The organism is Guyparkeria halopsychrophila, from assembly GCF_044582135.1.
In the GTDB taxonomy this organism is placed as follows: Bacteria; Pseudomonadota; Gammaproteobacteria; order Halothiobacillales; family Halothiobacillaceae; genus Guyparkeria.
Genome location: NZ_JBDODP010000010.1, coordinates 70,071 through 89,471, shown reverse-complemented (window position 1 = coordinate 89,471; position 19,401 = coordinate 70,071). Strand labels below are relative to the sequence as shown.

18 protein-coding genes and 1 pseudogene are annotated in these 19,401 nt (G+C 65.4%); 6 read left to right on the top strand and 13 right to left on the bottom strand.

From position 1 onward, the window contains the following. Both ABGV18_RS06120 and ABGV18_RS06115 read left to right on the top strand, forming a co-directional pair. Window positions 1-290, top strand: a pseudogene (locus tag ABGV18_RS06120) (hypothetical protein); the annotation flags it as partial. Then, window positions 178-1,011, top strand: coding sequence for an IS3 family transposase (locus tag ABGV18_RS06115; RefSeq protein ID WP_396585263.1), 834 nt, complete (start codon window positions 178-180; stop codon window positions 1,009-1,011). The pseudogene ABGV18_RS06120 and the gene ABGV18_RS06115, both read left to right, overlap by 113 nt. Before the next feature lie 111 nt (window positions 1,012-1,122). Here the strand turns inward: ABGV18_RS06115 and ABGV18_RS06110 are convergent, their stop codons facing one another. Continuing rightward, window positions 1,123-1,929, bottom strand: coding sequence for a BPSS1780 family membrane protein (locus tag ABGV18_RS06110; protein WP_396585260.1), 807 nt, complete (start codon window positions 1,927-1,929; stop codon window positions 1,123-1,125). Between the two features lie 86 nt (window positions 1,930-2,015). Between ABGV18_RS06110 and ABGV18_RS06105 the strand changes: the two genes are divergently transcribed. Then, the gene (locus tag ABGV18_RS06105; RefSeq protein WP_396585259.1) at window positions 2,016-2,771 is read left to right on the top strand and encodes an HAD family hydrolase; all 756 of its coding nucleotides are present in this window, start codon (window positions 2,016-2,018) and stop codon (window positions 2,769-2,771) included. Between the two features lie 134 nt (window positions 2,772-2,905). Further along, a complete protein-coding gene (locus ABGV18_RS06100; RefSeq protein ID WP_396585258.1) occupies window positions 2,906-3,343 on the top strand; it encodes a CZB domain-containing protein in 438 nt (145 codons plus the stop codon). A gap of 14 nt (window positions 3,344-3,357) precedes the next feature. On the opposite strand, the gene ABGV18_RS06095 is transcribed toward ABGV18_RS06100, so the two are convergent. The 3 genes from ABGV18_RS06095 to ABGV18_RS06085 all read right to left on the bottom strand — a co-directional run bounded on the left by ABGV18_RS06095 (window position 3,358) and on the right by ABGV18_RS06085 (window position 7,665). Further along, window positions 3,358-3,996: a CBS domain-containing protein gene (locus ABGV18_RS06095; RefSeq protein WP_396585257.1), complete on the bottom strand. Its 639-nt coding sequence runs from the start codon at window positions 3,994-3,996 to the stop codon at window positions 3,358-3,360. 105 nt (window positions 3,997-4,101) lie between these two features. Further along, window positions 4,102-5,652, bottom strand: coding sequence for an exodeoxyribonuclease I (gene sbcB / locus ABGV18_RS06090; RefSeq protein ID WP_396585256.1), 1,551 nt, complete (start codon window positions 5,650-5,652; stop codon window positions 4,102-4,104). A gap of 54 nt (window positions 5,653-5,706) precedes the next feature. Continuing rightward, complete coding sequence (locus ABGV18_RS06085; protein WP_396585255.1) at window positions 5,707-7,665, bottom strand: lytic transglycosylase domain-containing protein; 1,959 nt, start codon at window positions 7,663-7,665, stop codon at window positions 5,707-5,709. A gap of 231 nt (window positions 7,666-7,896) precedes the next feature. Here ABGV18_RS06085 and gluQRS point away from each other — a divergent pair, with 231 nt between their 5' ends. Further along, window positions 7,897-8,793 carry a tRNA glutamyl-Q(34) synthetase GluQRS gene (gene gluQRS / locus ABGV18_RS06080; RefSeq protein ID WP_396585254.1) on the top strand — a complete coding sequence of 299 codons (897 nt, stop codon included), beginning with the start codon at window positions 7,897-7,899 and terminating at the stop codon, window positions 8,791-8,793. A 55-nt stretch (window positions 8,794-8,848) separates the two neighbouring features. On the opposite strand, the gene ABGV18_RS06075 is transcribed toward gluQRS, so the two are convergent. Beyond that, a complete protein-coding gene (locus tag ABGV18_RS06075) occupies window positions 8,849-9,703 on the bottom strand; it encodes a rhodanese-like domain-containing protein (RefSeq protein WP_396585253.1) in 855 nt (284 codons plus the stop codon). Between the two features lie 192 nt (window positions 9,704-9,895). Here ABGV18_RS06075 and ABGV18_RS06070 point away from each other — a divergent pair, with 192 nt between their 5' ends. Beyond that, window positions 9,896-10,612, top strand: coding sequence for a hypothetical protein (locus ABGV18_RS06070; RefSeq protein ID WP_396585252.1), 717 nt, complete (start codon window positions 9,896-9,898; stop codon window positions 10,610-10,612). A gap of 54 nt (window positions 10,613-10,666) precedes the next feature. On the opposite strand, the gene ABGV18_RS06065 is transcribed toward ABGV18_RS06070, so the two are convergent. From ABGV18_RS06065 to ABGV18_RS06030, 8 genes are all read right to left on the bottom strand, one after another. Next, window positions 10,667-12,268 carry a peptide chain release factor 3 gene (locus ABGV18_RS06065; RefSeq protein ID WP_396585251.1) on the bottom strand — a complete coding sequence of 534 codons (1,602 nt, stop codon included), beginning with the start codon at window positions 12,266-12,268 and terminating at the stop codon, window positions 10,667-10,669. 65 nt (window positions 12,269-12,333) lie between these two features. After that, window positions 12,334-12,780 carry a ribosomal protein S18-alanine N-acetyltransferase gene (rimI, locus tag ABGV18_RS06060; protein WP_396585250.1) on the bottom strand — a complete coding sequence of 149 codons (447 nt, stop codon included), beginning with the start codon at window positions 12,778-12,780 and terminating at the stop codon, window positions 12,334-12,336. Between the two features lie 17 nt (window positions 12,781-12,797). Continuing rightward, on the bottom strand, window positions 12,798-13,334 hold the full coding sequence (locus ABGV18_RS06055; RefSeq protein ID WP_396585249.1) for a hypothetical protein: 537 nt from the start codon (window positions 13,332-13,334) through the stop codon (window positions 12,798-12,800). Between the two features lie 19 nt (window positions 13,335-13,353). After that, window positions 13,354-14,901, bottom strand: a complete 1,548-nt coding sequence (locus tag ABGV18_RS06050; RefSeq protein WP_396585248.1) for a 2-isopropylmalate synthase — start codon at window positions 14,899-14,901, stop codon at window positions 13,354-13,356. Between the two features lie 247 nt (window positions 14,902-15,148). Next, window positions 15,149-15,928 (bottom strand): CDP-diacylglycerol--serine O-phosphatidyltransferase, encoded by a 780-nt coding sequence (gene pssA / locus ABGV18_RS06045; RefSeq protein ID WP_396585247.1) that lies wholly within the window; start codon window positions 15,926-15,928, stop codon window positions 15,149-15,151. Window positions 15,929-15,970: 42 nt separating this feature from the next. After that, window positions 15,971-16,987: a ketol-acid reductoisomerase gene (gene ilvC / locus ABGV18_RS06040; protein ID WP_396585246.1), complete on the bottom strand. Its 1,017-nt coding sequence runs from the start codon at window positions 16,985-16,987 to the stop codon at window positions 15,971-15,973. A gap of 57 nt (window positions 16,988-17,044) precedes the next feature. Beyond that, window positions 17,045-17,545 carry an acetolactate synthase small subunit gene (ilvN, locus tag ABGV18_RS06035; protein WP_396585245.1) on the bottom strand — a complete coding sequence of 167 codons (501 nt, stop codon included), beginning with the start codon at window positions 17,543-17,545 and terminating at the stop codon, window positions 17,045-17,047. A 12-nt stretch (window positions 17,546-17,557) separates the two neighbouring features. Further along, on the bottom strand, window positions 17,558-19,258 hold the full coding sequence (locus tag ABGV18_RS06030) for an acetolactate synthase 3 large subunit (protein ID WP_396585244.1): 1,701 nt from the start codon (window positions 19,256-19,258) through the stop codon (window positions 17,558-17,560). Between the last annotated feature and the right edge of the window lie 143 nt (window positions 19,259-19,401).

The window sequence follows — 19,401 nt, the reverse complement described above, 5'->3', positions numbered from 1 at the left end:
ACAAGCCCCATTCGGCGCCGCTTCCCCAGCGGCCCAAGGCGCCGCAGAACATGACGACGGACGAGTTGCATGAACGTTTGGCGTATTTGGAAGCGGAGAATGCGTACTTAAAAAAGTTGAAAGCCTTGGCTCAGGAAAAGCAATCCGCCGAGAAGAAAAGCGCGGCTGATCACCGAACTGAGACCGAGGCACGCCCTCAAGTGGCTGCTCAAGGCGGCTGGGATGCCCCGCAGCGTGTATTACTACTGGTGCCGGGCGTCGGCGGTCCGATCGGATCGATATGCCGATGAGAAGCGGCGGATCGCTGCCATCTTTCATCAGCACCGGGGGCGCTATGGTTACCGACGCATCACCTGGACGTTGCGCCGTCAGGGCCATCCGCTGAACCACAAGACAGTGCAACGCCTGATGGGCCGCCTGGGGCTGGCCTGCCGCCTCCAACCGAAGCGTTACCGCTCCTATCGTGGTGAAGAGGGTGTGACGGCGCCGAACCGATTGCAGCGGCAGTTCGAAACGGATCGTCCCAACCACCGGTGGGTCACGGACGTGACCGAGTTCAAGGTTCGGGGCGAACGTCTCTACCTGTCGCCGATCCTGGATCTCTACAACCAGGAGATCGTTTCCTACGAGATCGCCCGCAGCCAGCGGGTACCGCTGGTAATGACGATGCTCAAACGAGCCACCAAGCGGCTGGCGCCGGGTGAGGCACCAATGCTGCACTCCGACCAGGGATGGCAGTACCGGATGCCGTTATACCGTCAGGCCCTGATCCGGCATAGCATTGAGCCGAGCATGTCCCGCAAAGGAAACTGCCACGACAACGCCGTGATGGAGAACTTCTTCGGCATCCTGAAGAGCGAGTGCTTTCACGGACAGAAATTCAAAAGCGTCGAGGCCTTCATCCTCGAGATCAAGCGCTATATCCGCTACTACAACCACGATCGGATCAAGGGGAAACTAAAAGGCCTGAGCCCCGTGGAATACAGGACTCAGGCCTTGGTGCCCGGTTAACCAACCGTCCAACTTTTGGGGGTCAGTTCACTCACGCTGCCTTTTTTGTTTGCCGGCGTTTGTTTGCCCCGGTTTGTTTCCCGGCATCGTTCCCGGGAAACACCGCCGCGATCAGCCGACAACCTCGTCGGGGTCGGGCTGAGCGTCCTCGGCCGGGAAGATCGACACATAGGCCGCATAGAGCGCCGCCCACGCCCAGGGCACCAGCAGGATCGCGCTCAACCCGGCCGTCAACGGAATCGTGAGGAACAACCCCAGCCAGATCAGGCCGAAAATCAACATCGGCAACCAGTTGATCCAGACGGCGCGAAAGCTGGTCACCAGCGCCGCGGTCAGACTCGCTTGGGCGAGCACGACCCGCGGAATGGCAAACAGCATTGCCGAGAGATAGAGCGTGTAGATCACGATTACCGCCAGCCAGACACCCATGGCGGACCCGGAGGTCAGGATGGGCAGCAATTGCTCCAAGCGCTCGCTGTCGCTGGTCTCGGGGGCATTGAGGGCCGCCATGCCGCCCTCCGGCATCGCCGCGGTCAGGAAGGCCGCCAGCAGGAGCACGATGGCCAGGTTCACCAGGATGGTCACACCACCCAGCCCCAACAAGGGGCGCCACGGCGCCTGCCCGGAGAACTGCGAGAACAGCAGATCGAAACCGATCGGCTGCTCGCGGGCCAGTGGCTCCTGTTCGGCCCGTTCGAGGATCTCGGCAAGACGGGCGAAGATCACGATCACACCACCGCCGAGGATCGGGGCGATCAGATAGCCCGCCCCCATGCCGATCAACGGCACGAAACTGGTCAGGAACACCAACAGGTACATCAGCAGCACGCTGCCGATCACGAGACCCGGGCGGGTCTTCAAAAGCTGCCAGCCACCCGCAATCCAGCGGGCACCGGAACTGGCCGGTCGTTTACGCATTGAGTAGACTCTCGTTCGTTTAAATACATGATCCATGCCCCCCGTTCCGGGAACGGGCCCAATGGTAACCAAACTTGGAACCCCGCATGCTGCAAGCAATCCTTTTCGACGTCGACGGCACTCTGGCCGACACCGAACGCGACGGCCACCGCGTCGCCTTTAACCTCGCCTTCCGCGAGGCCGGGCTGGACTGGCACTGGGACATTCCCACCTACGGCGAACTCTTGGCCGTCACCGGCGGCAAGGAGCGCATCCGTCACTTCATCGACACCCATGCCCCCACGCTGCCCGCCGTCGACGACCTGGCCGGCTGGATCGCCGGGTTGCACAAGGCCAAGACGGCGCATTATCTCGAACTCTTGCAGCGCGGCGAGATCCCGCTGCGCCCCGGGGTAAAGCGGCTGATCGACGAGGCCCGTGACGCCGGCATGCGCCTGGCCATCACCACGACCACCACGCCGGAGAACGTGACCGGCCTGCTGCGCGCCACGCTGGGCGATGACAGCCCCGACTGGTTCGAGGTAATCGCCGCCGGCGACATCGTCCCAACGAAAAAGCCCGCCCCAGATATCTACACCTGGACGCTCGACAAGATGGGCCTCGCCCCCGGTGAAACCATCGCCCTCGAAGACTCGGCCAATGGCGTACGCTCCGCCTGCGCTGCCGCCATCCCGGTATTGGTCACGATCAACGACTACACCGCCGGAGACGATTTCAACGGGGCGATTGCCGTGCACTCCCAGCTGGGTGAGCCCGGCGCGCCCGTCGAAACGCTGGTGGGCCCCGCCCCCGACCGCGGCGTAATCGACCTGAACTACCTGGCCAGTTTGCTGGACAGCTAGGGGGCCCCTGCACCGTTAGTCACGCGCTCTGGCGACATCGGCTCGTCATGGTCGAATGTTGGAATCATCCTGTCAGGGCGAAATGAAATCGCCTAGACTGGCCCGTACGCCCCACATCGCAAGTGAAACCACCCATGAGTGCATCGTCCCCGAACCTGCCGGACCCGTTCGACTACCAGGCCTTCATCGACGGCTTCGAGGAAGTCACCTACTGGCACTTCGACTGGTACTCACGAATCATGGCGGTGCTGCTCTACAACTCGCCTCGGCCCGCGCTGAACGAGCATGAGTGCCGTTTCGGCCGCTTTCTGGAAAGCCACGGTGCCCCGCCGGGACGTCAGGGCGAGTTCGACAAGGTCCACCAGCTTCACGTGCAGATGCACAAGTCCGCCGATACGCTGATCACCAGCGCCGAGGGTGGCGCGGGTGGCGAGCAGGCAGAGCGAGAGGCCTACGACGAGTTCGTCGAGCTGCAGAGTCTGTTCCTGGCCACCTGCTTCAACCTGATGCGCGATGCCTACAGCGACAGCTGCGAACTGGCCCAGCGGCAGGGATCAACACCCGCCATCTGAGGCCGCGGCATCGGTTACAGCCAGAGTTCGAGTGAGGCGTAATTGATCAACGCACGCAGGATGTCGCTGCGGGTAACCACGCCGAGCACCCGGGGCGGATCCTCCGCCTGGTCGACAATCGGCATGCCACGAATATCCTGCTTGAGCAGCACCCGGGCCAGTTCGCGAATATTGGTCTGGGGACCGGCAGTCAACACCTCGAAGCGGGCGATTGCGCCGACGGGCATCTTGGCCAGGTCCGAGTAACGGATCCGCTGACGCGTGATATCCCCGCGGGTAATGACCGCCTCGATGCGACCATCCTCCCCCAGCACCGGCAACAGCCCGATGCGGCGCTCGGCCATCAGGTCGCGCGCACGCCCCACGGTGTCGTTGATTCGAATGATGATCGCCGGCCGCGACATGATTTGCTCGGCCACCGACACCGGGGCCGGCTCCCGGTTGGCCTGACCGGCCGCCTCCCGATAGGCACGCAGCGAATCATCCTTGGGGGCGCGGGCATCACGGTCCAGCGCGAACGGCGTGCCGGCCTGGTCCTCGCGAACGGCCCGCGGCGGCTCGACCATCGTCGGCGGACGCAACAGGCTGGGCGACGTCGCCTCGTCGATCGTCACCCCGTCGCTGACCCCGCGACCAAAGACCGTAAAGCTCATGCTGGATTCCTCGTGTTCCCTGTCGGAGTATCGGCTCGCCGCCTGTTCCCTTGAGCGCAAGCGCGTGACTCGCCGTGGCTGGGGTGCAGCAGGGACCGCTCTGAATCAACCGTGCGTGCCATTCTCCAGCACTCGCTCGCGCTCCTCGAGCCAACGACGATACGGACCCAGCAGCGCGCGTTGTTCTGGCGACCAGTGATCATCAGTGGCCAGGCGCTCGACCTCCGCGAACAACGAGGGAAAGTCGCGCGCCGCCCCGACCTCCACCCCTTCGGATGGCCCGACTCGCTGCCCGGGCCGTAATTGATCGACCAGGCGGGTCCGCCAGCGTTCCCTGGCGGACGCATCCAGCGCCTCGGGCAGATTGCGGGCGGCAAAGCCTTCCACCAGTTCCGGCAGACGCGGATCCTCGAACGACCAGGCCAGCAGGTCCCGTGCATGGGCGATCGCGTCCTGCCGTGACCGCAGGCTCCGTGCGCGCCCCCACCAGTCCTCGAGGTGGCGCCGGTCGGCATTGGGCACGAAGCCCGCGTAGAGCGACTGCTCGACCGGCCGGGGCGGAAAATCGCCCTCGGTCTGCGCCAACGCCCCCATCAGGCGGTCGCGCAAGGCATCGAAGTGACGCCGGAAGGACTCGGCATGCTCGTCGATGCGGGCGCGATCGATCACCATGCGCTGGGCCACCCCGTCGCGCACGAGCGTCTCGGCAGGCAGCACGACCGGCACCCGGTTGAGGTGGATCGACTTGATCGGCAGGCGCAGGTCGTCCCAGTCGCGCTCGGCCTCGATCGGTGGATTCTTCAGGAAGCGCCGCTCGGCCCACTGCTCGGCAGTCAGATCGAGCCAAGGCAACGGGTCGAAACGCAGGTCCCAGCATTCGCGCCGATTGCGATTGGCGTCGACCTGACCGAAGGAACAGAACATCGATGCCGAGGCCACCCGCGCCGGCAGCCGTGGCGAGACGTGCAGGAAAGCGGCGTGATCGGGCTGGTCGATCAGCCGGGCCACCTCGCGCTTGTCCCTGGCCGCGAGCAGACGCTCCCAGAGGGCCGGGTCGGCCTTGCGCAGGGCGCGCGCCAAATCGATGGTGGCCTCGACATCACTGAGCGCGTCGTGCGCGTTCTCGTGTGTCAGGCCGTTGGCCGCCGACAGCTCGGTCAACCGCAAGGTCGGTCGACCGTCACTACCGACCGGCCAATTCAGCGCATCGGGTGCCAGCAGGCGGTAGGCGCGCGCGGCGTCCAGCACGTCGAAACGGCTGTTGCCATCGGCCCATTCGTGACGATAGGGGTCGAGCAGGTTGCGCCAGAAGAGAAAGCGCAACATCGGCGCATCGAAGCGCAGGTTGTTGAACCCCACCACGCAGGTGTTCGGTTGGCTTACCAGCCGGTGGATGCGATTGGCCAGATTCGCCTCGCTATCGGCCTCGGCCAGTACCGGGTCATCGGGCAACAGGCCGGTGGTCATTACCGCCGCGGGGTGCGCCAGGCAATCCTCGGGGGGGCGCGCGTACCAGACCACCGGTTCACCGATCGGCTCGAGCGCCATGTCGGTACGGATGGCCGCGAACTGCAGCGGGCGGTCGAAGACCGGCTCGGCCCCGGTGGTCTCCAGGTCGAAAAACAGGAAGCTTGGCGGCGTGGTGGCGACAGACAAGGGCCCGACTCCGTGGCATCAATGAATAAGTGAATCAGTCCGAATGATTCCGGGTCACTTCTGGGGCGTGACCACCGACAGCAACTCGCCGAGGCGGCGCGGCTCGCCCGTCAGCCGCCAGCGGTAGGTCACCATGCCCGCGAGCACGGCCTGGGCATAGGCGCGGGTCTCGTCGAACAGGATCGTGTCGACCCAGACATCGCCGGGCAACGGCACATCGGGCAACCATCCCTTGATGCGACCCGGGCCGGCATTGTAGGCCGCGGTGGCCAGCGGGTATTGGCCGTCGAACCGTTGAGCCATGTGCCCGATGTAGGCCGTGCCCAGCGCGACATTGGTGCCGGGATCCGCCAGTTGCCGAGGCGAGACCCCCAGCCCGGCCTGTCGATTGATCCAGCGCGCGGTCGCCGGCATCAACTGCATCAAGCCCTGCGCGCCGGCACCCGAACCGATGTCGCGCATGAATAGGCTTTCGCGGCGCATGATCGAGTAGACCCATTCGGCGGGCACGCCCTGCCGTTCGGCCTGTGCCTGCACGAGTGCCTGATGCGGCAGGGCAAAGCGGGTGGCATACCACGCCGGATCGTGCAGCTTGTCCATGCGTGCAATCACGACGGATGCCCGGTCGTGCCAGCCGACCTGGTCGGCGAGGTAGGCAAGCGCCGGCAGGACATCCTCGTCCACCCCGTCGATCTCGTGATTGAACAGGCGACGGGCGTCTTCGGGGCGATCGAGTCGATGCAGGGCAAAGGCGAACGACAGCCAGGGGTTGTCGGCCAGCGTGGCAACGGCCTCGTCCGTGGGCCTCGGCGGCTCGCTTTGATCCCCGGGCAAGGGATAGACGATGCCGAGCCGGTCAGCGGCCAAAAAACCGTGATAGTCGGGCGTTTCGGCCAGCTCGCGCCAGACCGTGCGTGCGGCTGTCGCCTGCCCCAGGTGATCGTCGGCAACGGCCCGCCAGTAACGCCATTCGCGCCGTTCGCTCAATTCCTCCGGCATGACATCGATCGAGGCCTTGACCCGCGCCCAGTCCAGATGCCGCAAGGCCGAGCGCACCGTCCAGGTCCAGACTTCCTCGTCACGCGCCGCCACCGGCACCTCGCGCAGCCACTCGTGCGCCTGCCGCTCGTAGAGATAGGCCGCCTTGAGTGCGGCAAGACGGGCCACGCTGCCGGCCTGCTCGGCATCGATCAATTCCTGGGAACCGGCACGGGCAAGCGACTCACGGGCCTGTGCCGGGTCGCGCTTGGCCAGCCAAAGCAGCCCCTGGGTGATCTCCTCGGCGTCGCCCTCGGCCTCGATCAGCGCCGGCACGGCCGTCGCGGGACGATCGCGCAGGGCCAGCCAACGGTCCCGATAGGCGGTCAGCCCGGTCGGTCCCTGGCGGACGAGGTAACGCGCCAGCCCGTCCTGGCCCGCTTCAACGGCGGCACGCACGCGCGCCCGGTAAGCCGGCTCGTCGAGATAGCCATTGGCATCGAGCCAGTCGAATGCCGGGTCACAGGCCTCCGGCTGGCTGCGACCGCGCTGCCACGCCGCCAACGCGGCGTCGGTGTGCTCGTCGTTCAAGGTGCCCTCGAGCACCAGCTCGGCCTGCCAGTAGGCGCATTGGCGGCGGGTCCCCGGGTTGATTTGAGGGGCACGGTCGAAGACCAGCCGGTACTCGCCCCAGGCCTCGGTTTCGGCCAGGTGATCCAGATATCGGCGCTTGAGCCGCGGCATCAACGGGATCTCGGGGTGCTCTCGCAGCCGGGCGGCCACGGCCGAGGGCTCCTGATCGACCCGTTCGAGCAGCCATTGCACTTCCAGGTACGGTGTCACCTGTGCGCCGTGACGGGTGCCTTCAAGGCGCGCCAACGCCCGGTCAAGGCCGTTGCGATCACCGCGCTCGATCGCCTCGAGGGCCGTTTCCAGCGGCTCGTCCAACGCGGCACCCATGACACCCACGGGCTCGTTGGCAGTGCTCAGTGCCGGGGCAACGGGCAGCACGAGCGCCAACAACAGGGCTGGCACCTTCGTGGAGCCACGGACGAAAACACGAGCAGGAGCGGGAACACGGAATCGGAACATAGCGATACTCTACGACATCGGGGGCGGCGGGCGGACCACCGGGCGTTCGAGAAGAACACGGCCCGGCTCAAAACACATCCAAATCGAGTGGCCCCCATAGGATGCGCCAATTGCGCTTGAGTTCGCCGCCACCCGCCATTACATCGCAACACAGTACGCAATACAGGCACACACATGACCACCAGGACCACGACCTACCAGGGCCGCTTCGCGCCGACGCCTTCCGGGCCGCTGCACGCCGGCTCGCTGGTCGCGGCGCTGGGAAGCTTTCTGGACGCGCGGGCCCACAACGGCCGCTGGGCGCTGCGGATCGACGACACCGACCAGGCACGCAGCCGTCGTGACGCGATCGAGATGATCCTCGAACAACTGCAGGCCCACGGGCTGGTGTTCGATGGCGAGGTGGTCTTCCAGAGCGAGCGTACCGCGCGCTACGAAACCGCGCTGGAGCGGCTCGAATCGGCCGGACGGATCTATCGGTGCCACTGCACACGGGCGCGGTTGCGTGACTGGGCGGATAAGCACGGGCAGGTCATCGGCGCGATCGGGCCGATCTACCCCGGCTTTTGCCGCGAACAACCCGCCCCGGCCCATGAACGTCATGCCTGGCGATTTCAAGTGGGTGCGCACCGGTGCACGGTGGCCGACCGACGCCTGGGCGAACTCACCCAGTGCCTGGCCACCGAGGTGGGCGACCCGGTCCTGCGACGCGCCGACGGGCCGATTGCCTATCACCTGGCCAACGTGGTCGATGACGACGAGATGGGCGTCACGCAGGTGGTGCGCGGCGAAGACCTGGCCAACCTCACGCCGCTGCACGTGGAACTCGCCGAGGCACTGGGGCTGCACGTGCCGGGCTACCTGCACCTGCCACTGGTCAATGGCCCCGACGGGCGCAAGCTGAGCAAGGCCAACCACGCCACCCCGTTGGACAACCAGCGGGCCGTGGAAAACCTTCGCGACGCGGCGCACGTGCTGGGGCTGGATACCGCGGTGACCGACCGGAGCACGGTGGCCGGCTTGCTGGAACGCTGGAGCATCGAATGGCGCGAGCGCTATTCAGTGGGGTAACCGGGGCGCTCTGACCGGGCCACACGATCCGCGGGGTGACTGACTGCCGGGGTCGTTATTGAAGCCCCATGCTTTCGAATATCTGGCTGGCGCCACCCTCGAGGAACCAGTACTGCGTGGCGCCCTGCTCCTCGAGGTAGTACTGCAGCCAGCGCACCTGCTTACCGGTAGCATCGACGAAAAACATCGGCCGCTTTTCCGTTATCGCCGCCTGCACCAGCCCGCCGAGTTCCTGGTTGTCGATGGTCAGGGGGACGTGACGGTCCTGCATCTGGAACAAGGACACCCCCTGGCGTTGATCCTTGCTGCGGATGTCGACGATCACGGGGTCGGTGCTCGACTGGATGCGCGCATAGAAGGCGTCCTCATCCAGGACGCGACTCTTGAAGGCCTCGTCGGCGATCAGCCGGTCGGCACGTTGCAACGGCTCGCCCAGCAGGACCGTGTGCTCCGGGTGGGTCTGGGCCCAGGCGAATACACCGGCGTCATAGACGCGCACCTCCGCCACTCCGGCCTCCTTGGCCTTGAGCGCCGCCTTGTAGGAGACCGCGCAGGTCACGCCATTGCAATAGAACACCAGGGGCTGGCCCGATTTCTCGGCCAGGGTCCGCACGGATTCATCGAAATCACGCGCGGCAAGCGGGATCGAGACGGCATCCCGGATATGCAGGGTTGCGTACTCGTAGGGCGAGCGCGCATCGACCACGGCCATGGCATCCAGCGAGGCCGCCAGTTCCTCGGTTTCCACCGGCGCCACGCCCACCGAGGCATACTTGTCGCGCAGCGGGAAATCCTCCGCGACGGCCGGTCCGGCGAGCAGCAAAGCCACCCCGAGCGCCAGGACGCCCGCCAGCACCGCGAACCGTCGCTCTCGTCCAACGACTCCATTCGAACTCCCTGCGATCGGCATGCGCATCCCTCCTTATCTGACAAACCGGATGCAGGCAACATACCCCCATGTGCTCGATCGACGCAATACAGACACCATGCCTGCCGCGACCGCCGACTTGCCCGCGCCGCGCCGGGCTGATTAAATCCGGGCTCGTGTCGCGACTGTCTGTCGTTTGTCCACCGATCGCCTCCATCCCTTGAGTTTTCTGGAATGCCCATGCCCCGCTTCGTTTCCGCCCCTCGATCCCTCGCCCTGGGCGCGGCCCTGTTGGCCGCGTTGTTGGCCGGCTGCCAACCCACTCCACCCGAGCATCCGTTCCTGCCATGGGAGGTCGAGGTCAATGGGCAAGGACAGGTATCGGTATTCGGCGTGACGCTGGGGGAGTCGACCCTGCTCGATTTCAAGCGGCGTTATAACCAGAAGGCCGATCTGGCGATATTCGCCCAACCCGGCGAGCCGTTGTCGATGGAGGCGTTCTTCGGCCGCATGAACGTCGGCCCGCTGACCGCGAAGGTGATCCTGGTGGCCGAGGTCGATCCGGAAACGCTGGAGCGCTGGGCGGGGGACTCGCGCATCGCCGACCCGACACCGAGCGGGGCACGCAAGTTGTCCATGTCGGAGGAGGCGCTGGTCGAAGCACAGGACAAACCGATCCGCTCGATCAGCTACGCGCCCAGTGCGGATTACGAGGAAGGACTGATAACCCGGCGCTTCGGCGAGCCGACGGACAAGCGCCCGCTGCCCCGCGGCGAACGTGACGAGGACGAGCCACCGGCCATGTTGTGGCTCTACCCGGAGAAGGGGCTGGCCATCACCGTCGAACCCGACGGCGATGAACTGTTCCAGTACATCAACCCGGAACACTTCGACCAGCTGGTCGACCACACGCTCGGCGTCAAGCCCGACGGCAATCCGCAAGACCACTGATCCACCACGGGCCCGTGGCTGCCCGGCGGCTCTTCAAGCCAGGGGCTTCGCGGCTTACTCGGTGCGGTAGTCGCCGTGCTCGCGGGTGGCCAGAAAGCGCACCTCGGGCCAGCGCTCCTGGGTCATCTGCAGATTGACCCGGGTGGGCGCGATGTAGACCAGCTCGCCGGCGTGGTCGACCGCAAGATTCGCCTGGTTCTTGTTCTTGAATTCCTCGAAGCGCTTGGGATCGTCGCATTCCACCCAGCGGGCGGTATTGACGTTGACCGCCTCGAAGCGGCAGTCGACGTTGTACTCGTCCTTGAGGCGCTGAGCCACCACGTCGAACTGCAGTACGCCCACGGCACCCAGGATCAGGTCGTTGTTGGTCAGCGGCCGGTAGAGCTGGGTCGCCCCTTCCTCGCACAACTGTGACAGGCCCTTGAGCAACTGCTTGGACTTGAGCGGGTCCTTGAGCTGCGCCCGGCGGAACAGTTCCGGGGCGAAGTTGGGGATGCCGGTGAAGGCGAGCTTCTCGCCTTCGGTGAAGGTGTCACCAATCCGGACCGTGCCGTGGTTGTGGATGCCGATGATGTCGCCGGCCTGGGCCGTTTCCAGTCGCACGCGGTCGGAGGACATGAAGGTCAGGGCGTCGGGGATCTTCACGTCGCGCCCCAGGCGCACGTGGTGGGACTTCATGCCACGACGAAACTCGCCCGAGCAGATGCGCAGGAAGGCAATTCGGTCGCGGTGCTGCGGGTCCATGTTCGCCTGGATCTTGAAGACGAATCCGGTGAACTTGTTCTCCGAGGGCTCGACCGTGCGACCGGTCGCCTCGCGCGGCTGCGGCGACGGGGCCACCTCGACGAAGTCGTCGAGCAAGGACTGCACGCCGAAGTTGTTCATCGCCGAACCGAAGTACACCGGCGTCTGTTCCCCCTTGAGATAGGCGTCGAGATCGAACTCGTCGGCCGCTCCCTGCACCAGCTCCATCTCCTCGCGCAACTCGTCGGCCTGGGTGCCCAGACGCTCGTCAAGCGTGGGATTGTCGAGCCCCTTGATCGCCTCGACGGCCTGATCGCGGGTGCCATCGGCCGCGCCGAAGAGATAGGTGGTGTCCTGGGCAATGTGATAGATGCCGCGAAAACGCTTGCCGCTACCGATCGGCCAGGTCACCGGCGCGCAGCGGATGTTGAGCACGGTCTCGACCTCGTCGAGCAGCTCGAGGGGGTCACGGCCCTCGCGGTCGAGCTTGTTGACGAAGGTCATGATCGGCGTGGTGCGCAGGCGACAGACCTCCATCAGCTTGATGGTGCGTGCCTCGACGCCCTTGGCCGCATCGATGACCATCAGCGCCGAGTCAACGGCGGTCAACACGCGGTAGGTGTCCTCGGAGAAGTCCTCGTGGCCGGGGGTGTCGAGCAGGTTGATGATGCGCTCGCGGTAGGGGAACTGCATCACCGAACTGGTCACCGAGATGCCGCGCTCCTTCTCCATCGCCATCCAGTCGGAGGTGGCATGCCGACCCGACTTGCGCCCCTTGACCGTGCCAGCGAGCTGGATCGCACCGCCGAACAGCAGCAGCTTTTCGGTCATGGTGGTCTTGCCCGCGTCCGGGTGCGAGATGATCGCGAAGGTGCGCCGGCTGGAGTAATCGTTTTCGGGGGTAGTGCTCATGGACTCTCGGGTCTGCAATGACAGGGCCCGTCGTCACGAGGGGCCGATGGAACAATGATTGGGTCCTACAGGAGGAAGCGCATCACGCGCGCATCCTCCCGCCCCTGGGGGGCCGGATAATACGCCTTTCGGTGGCCGATATCCGTAAAGCCCGCCGACTCGTAGAGGGCGATGGCCGCGGCGTTGCCGGCCCGCACCTCAAGGATCACGCAACCGGCCTCGCCGGCATCCGCCGACTCGAGCAATCGCTCGAGCAGGAACCGCCCCACCCCGCGCCGCTGCAATGCCGGATCGACGCACAGATTGAGCAGGTGCCACTCGTCGAGCACGGTCATGATTACCGAGTAGCCGATCAACTGCCCGCGCGAGAAGGCCCCGTCGAGACGATAACCGGCCCGCAGGCAATCCTCGAAGATCGCCTCGCTCCAGGGGTACGGATGGGCCGCCTCTTCGATCGCGACGATCTCCGGCAGGTCCTCGCCCGCCAGCGCGGCCCAGTCCCACGCCGGCATGACGTCGGACTCGGCCCTCACCCGCGCACCCGCCGGCCGCGGGTCACCAGGGCCCGCCACAGCCGACGCTTGGCCGGTCCGTCGTCGGCGAGTGCCGCCAGCTCCCAGGTTTCACCCCGTACGGTCACGATATCGCCGCCCTCGCCCGTTTCGCAGGCCAGACCGGCAACCTGGGCAATCGCCTCGGCGAGTCTCCGGTGGGGGGAATCGGCGGCGAGACGCACTCCATCCGGCAACACCTGATCGGCCGGCTCGTCTGGTGCCGTGGCGGCCTCGGCCTCGGCCTCGGCCGCGGGCACGGGCACTTGCGGGTGTGGCTCATCATCCGCCCCGGCAACCGCCGGGGTCGGGACATCCGCCGACGTATCCACCGGAGTTTCGATCAGCTCGGGCCGTGACTCGTCCCGTGCCGTGACGGGCTCATCAGCTGTCGGGGCATCGCTCTCGACGGGCAATCGCTGTTGGGCCTGGGCCGGGCGCACGCGTCCACTGGGGCGGAACCCCTCGATGCCGAGCCACCCCAGGGCGGCCTCTCGATCCACACGCAAGGCCATGCCTAGACGAGTCCCCGAGTCACACGTCACCCATCTGCGGGTGCGCACGCTTGGGCGGATGCTCGAGGCGCTCGATGGCATTGAGGTAGGCCTTCGCCGAGGCGATCACGATATCCGTGTCCGCCCCCTGACCGGTGACGATCCGCCCGGCACGTTCCAGGCGCACATTGACCTCGCCCTGCGCGTCGGTGCCGCTGGTGATGTTGTTCACCGAGTAGAGCTGCAGGTTGGCGCCCGAGGCGACGATCTTCTCGATCGCGGCCAGCGCGGCGTCGACCGGGCCGGCCCCGGTGGCCGTGGCGGTCATTTCCTCGCCGCGGATCGAGGCGGTGATGGTCGCCTCCGGCGTCTCGCCGGTCTCCGAGCAGACGTGCAGCGCAACCAGGCGGAAGGCCTCTTCCTGCTCGTCATAGACCTCCGAGACCAACGCCTGGATGTCCTCGTCGAAGATCTCGCGTTTCTTGTCGGCCAGTTCCTTGAAGCGACGGAAGGCATCGTTGAGTGCCTCCTCGCTTTCCAGTTCGACACCCAGATCCTTCAGGCGGCTCTTGAAGGCATTGCGCCCGGAAAGCTTGCCCAGCGACAGGCGATTGGTCGACCAACCGACGTCCTCGGCCCGCATGATCTCGTAGGTCTCGCGGTGCTTGAGCACGCCGTCCTGGTGGATGCCGGACTCGTGGGCGAAGGCGTTCGCCCCGACGATCGCCTTGTTCGGCTGCACCGGGTAACCGGTGATCGTGGAGACCAGCTTGGAGGTCGGCACGATCTGGGTGGCATCGATGCGGGTCGACACGCCGTAAATATCCGGTCGGGTGCGGGTGGCCATGACCACTTCCTCGAGCGCGGCATTACCGGCCCGCTCGCCCAGACCATTGATGGTGCATTCGACCTGGCGGAATCCCGAGCGCACCGCGGCCAGTGAGTTGGCGACGGCCAGCCCGAGGTCATTGTGGCAGTGCGTCGACCAGACCACCTGCTCCGAGCCGTTGACCCGCTCGATCAGGGTCGCCATCTGCTCGGCCCACTGGTCCGGCGTGGCGTAACCGACCGTGTCCGGCACGTTGAGCGTGGTCGCGCCGGCCTCGATCGCCGCCTCGAACACACGCACCAGGAAGTCCATCTCCGAGCGCACCGCGTCCTCGGCCGAGAACTCGACGTCATCGGTGTACTCGCGCGCGATCTTGATCGCCTTTACCGCATGCCCGACCACCTCGTCCGGCGTCATGCGGAGCTTTTTCTCCATGTGGATCGGGCTGGTGGCGATAAAGGTGTGGATACGCCGCCGCGGTGCCGGGGACACCGCCTCGCCAGCGCGACGGACATCTTTCTCGCCGGCACGTGCCAGCGAGCAGATGGTGGAGTGTTCGACGTGTTCGGCGATGGTGCGAATGGCGTTGAAATCGCCCTCGCTCGCCGCGGCAAAGCCGGCCTCGATCACGTCCACGCCCAGTCGCTCGAGCTGACGGGCGATGCGCAGCTTCTCGTCACGCGTCATCGACGCGCCCGGGCTCTGCTCACCGTCGCGAAGCGTGGTGTCGAAGATGATCAAGGAGTCACTGCTGCTCATGGCAAAAACCTCAGGTGTCGCCGCCGGGTTCTCCCGTCGGACGTTCTTTATCTAGTCGGTATCTGGTCGGTGGTCGCGTGGGTCGCCTCGCCAGGCATCATCTCAATCGCCCCAGCGGGGCAGTCGCAGCAGCAGCGACGAGCAGACGACGCGCAGCCCGACCACCGGGACGGTGGTCGGGGGGGAACAACGGGCTGCGCGAAAACGACTGCTCATCTTGCCAAGTTAACGACCGAGGCGTTCTGATTCAAGACATCGAGCGTTTCAGGCGCCGCCGCAATCCGCGCGAGAGCGTCCACAACGGTGCCGAAAGCGCATAGGCACTCGCCAGCACCCAGAGCGTCAGGGCGAAATCCCACAGGGCCAGCACGAACACGATGATCGCGATCGGCAGGCTGAGAAACGATAACCGCAGACGCGGTGAGAGCCGCTTGCCACTGAAGTACGGGAAGCTCGACACCATCAACAGGCCGGTGGTGATAGTGATCACCCAGACCCAGCCCTGCTGCACCTGGAACGGGATGTCGTGGGACTCGAAGAACCACACCATACCCATCAACACCGCCGCGGCCGCCGGCGACGCCAGCCCCACGAAGTAGCCCTTGTCGACCGTCTCCACCTGCACGTTGAAACGCGCCAGACGAATCGCCGCCGCCGCGGCGAAGACGAACGCGCCGAGCATGCCCCAGCGATCGCCCATCCCCTGCAGGCTCCAGAGGTAGATGATCAGGGCCGGGGCAATGCCGAAGGAGACCACGTCGGAGAGCGAGTCGTACTGGATACCGAACTCCGACTCGGTGCCGGTCATCCGCGCCACGCGCCCGTCCAGGCCGTCGAGCAGCATGGCGATAAAAACGGCGATGGCCGCCGGGACGAAGTTGTCCTGAACGGCCATTACAATCGCGAAAAAACCGGCGAACAGGGCGCCGGTCGTGAACAGGTTGGGCAGAAGGTAGATCGCCTTGCGCCGCCGACGCTCTTCCTGCCGGTCGGCCGGTTGCTGCTCGGTCTGCGTCTCGTGATCCATGTTCTGCCCCTCCCGGGATTGTCTCGTCCGATCGCCCCGCAATCAGTTGCGGGACTTGTCGACGATCTTGTTGGCGCTGATCCACGGCATCATGCCGCGCAGGCGCTCACCGACCTGCTCGATCGGGTGCTCGGCATCCTGGCGACGACGTGCCGTCATTGAAGGGTAGTTCAGTGCCCCCTCGTTGATAAAGCGTTTCGCGTATTCGCCGTTCTGGATGTTGGCCAGCGCCTCGCGCATCGCCTGGCGGGATTCGTCGTTGATCACCTTCGGGCCGGTGACGTACTCGCCGAACTCGGCGTTGTTCGAGATCGAGTAGTTCATGTTGGCGATGCCGCCCTCGTACATGAGGTCGACGATCAGCTTGAGCTCGTGCAGGCACTCGAAATAGGCCATCTCGGCCGGGTAGCCCGCCTCGGTCAGGGTCTCGAAGCCGGCACGGACCAGCTCGACGGTACCGCCGCAGAGCACGGCCTGCTCGCCGAACAGGTCGGTCTCGGTCTCGTCCTTGAAGGTGGTCTCGATGATGCCGGTACGACCGCCACCAACGCCGGAGGCGTAGGACAGCGCGATGTCCTTGGCCTTGCCGGAGGCATCCTGGTGGATGGCGATCAGGTCCGGGATGCCGCCGCCACGGGCGAACTCGGAACGCACGGTGTGACCCGGGGCCTTCGGCGCGATCATGATCACGTCGAGGTCCTTGCGCGGGGTGACCTGGTTGTACAGCACGGAAAAGCCGTGGGCGAAGGCCAGCGTCGCGCCTTCACGCAGGTTCGGCTCGACCTGGTTGGCGTAGATCTCGGCGTGATTTTCGTCCGGGGCCAGCATCATGACCACATCGGCCCAGGCGGAGGCCTCCTCGATGGTCTTGACCGTCAGGCCCTCGCCCTCGGCCTTCTTCTGCGAGCCGGAACCGGCACGCAGGCCGATTACGACCTCGACACCGGATTCCTTGAGGTTGAGCGCGTGGGCGTGGCCCTGCGAGCCGTAACCGATGATGGCGACCTTCTTGCCCTGGATCAGGGAGATGTCGCAATCCTTGTCGTAATAAACCTGCATGTGATGTGTCTCCAGTCGAGTGGTATTTGGAATAGGTAAACGGAAAATCGGCGAGGATCAGACCTCGGGCACCAGCATCCCGCGCGGCCCGCGCGAGATGCCCAGCGCACCCGAGCGCACGATCTCGACCACCGGGGTCGAGCCGAGCGCATCGATGAAGGCATCGAGCTTGCTGCCCGGGCCGACCAGCTGGACGGTGTAGCTGGACTCGGTCACGTCGATGATCTGGCCACGGAAGATGTCGGCCAGCCGGTAGACCTCCTCGCGCACGCCATCGAAGGCCTGCAGCTTGACCAGCATCAACTCGCGCTCGATGTGCGCGGTGTCGGCCATGTCCTGGACCTTGACCACGTCGATCAGCTTGTTGAGCTGCTTGACGATCTGTTCGATCACCTGCTCGTCGCCGCTGGTGACCAGCGTCAGGCGCGACAGGGATTCGTCGTGGGTCGGCGCCACGCAGAGTGATTCGATGTTGTAGCCACGTGCCGAGAACAGACCGGCCACCCGCGAGAGAGCGCCGGCCTCGTTTTCCATCAGGATCGAGATGATATGTCGCATGTCAGGCCGCCCTCACAGCAGGATCATTTCGTTGAGGCCCGCACCGGCGGGAACCATCGGGTAGACGTTCTCTTCCGGATCGGTCTGGAAGTCCATGAAGACCAGGCGGTCCTTCATGGCGAACGCCTCCCGTAGTGCGCCCTCGACGTCGGAGGGCTTCTCGATGCGCATGCCGACGTGCCCGTAGGACTCGGCCAGCTTGACGAAATCCGGCAGGGATTCCATGTAGCTCATGGCGTAGCGACCGGAGTAGAAGAACTCCTGCCACTGACGGACCATGCCGAGGTAGCCGTTGTTGAGGCTGACGATCTTGATCGGCAGCTGGTACTGCAGCGCAGTGGACAGCTCCTGACTGCACATCTGGATGCTGCCCTCGCCGGTCACGCAGGCAACCTCCTCGTCGGGGAAGGCCCACTTGGCGCCCAGCGCTGCCGGCAGGCCGAAGCCCATCGTGCCCAGCCCGCCGGAGTTGATCCAGCGGTGCGGCTTGTTGAAGCCGTAGTACTGCGCGGCCCACATCTGGTGCTGGCCGACGTCGGAGGTGACGAAGGCATCACCGCCGGTGACCTCCCACAGCTTCTGGACGACGTACTGCGGCTTGATGATGTCGTCGGACCACTTGTAGTCGAGGCATTTCATGCCGCGCCACTGCTCGATCTGGTCCCACCAGGTCTCGAGCTCCTTGGTTTTCTTCGCTCCGCCGGCCTGGTTGATCAGCTCGATCATCTCGGTGAGTACCGACTTGACCGCGCCGACGATCGGCACGTCGACGATCACGTTCTTCGAGATCGAGGACGGGTCGATGTCGACGTGGACGATCTTGGCGTACGGGCAGAACTTGGACAGATCACCCGTGACGCGGTCATCGAAACGCGCGCCGATGGCGATCAGGACATCGCAATGATGCATACCCATGTTCGCCTCGTAGGTGCCGTGCATGCCGAGCATGCCCAGATGCTGCTTGTCGCTCGCCGGGTAGGCACCCAGGCCCATCAGCGTCTGCGTGATCGGGTAGCCGAGCTTCCGCGTGAAGTGAGTCAGCTCATCGGCCGCACGGCCGAGAATGACGCCGCCGCCGGTGTAGATCATCGGGCGCTCGGCGTTGACGATCAGGTCGACCGCCTTGCGGATCTGCCCGGAATGCCCCTTCTCGGTGGGCTGGTAGGAGCGCATCGCGACCTTTTCCGGGTACTCGAACGGCACCTTGACCTTCGGGTCGGTGACATCCTTGGGGATGTCGACCACGACCGGGCCCGGGCGACCGGTGGTCGCCACGTAGAAGGCCTTCTTGATGGTCTCGGCCATGTCACGCACGTCCTTGACCATGAAGTTGTGCTTCACGCAGGGACGGGTGATGCCGACGTTGTCGACCTCCTGGAAGGCGTCGTTGCCGATCAGTGCGCTATGCACCTGGCCGGTGAACACCACCAGCGGGATCGAATCCATGTGCGCGGTGGCGATACCGGTGACCGCGTTGGTGGCCCCCGGGCCGGAAGTCACCAGCACGACGCCGGGCTTGCCGGTGGCCCGAGCAAAGCCGTCGGCCATGTGGACCGCGCCCTGCTCGTGGCGCACGAGCACGTGCTGCACCTGTTTCTGCTGGAACAGGGCATCGTAAATGTGAAGGACCGCCCCACCGGGGTAGCCGAAGACCGTATCGACCCCTTCCGCCTTGAGGCACTCGACCAGGATTTCACCGCCGGACAATTCCACGAGAGTACTCACCTCGAAACATGCGCGTTTCACTGACTTAATGACTTGACGATCGACTCGACGGCGGACGAACCACCGGAGCAAACGTCCGAATTTCGGGGCAACCGTCCCCGCATCCGGGGCGTGCCCCGGATGGTCATCCA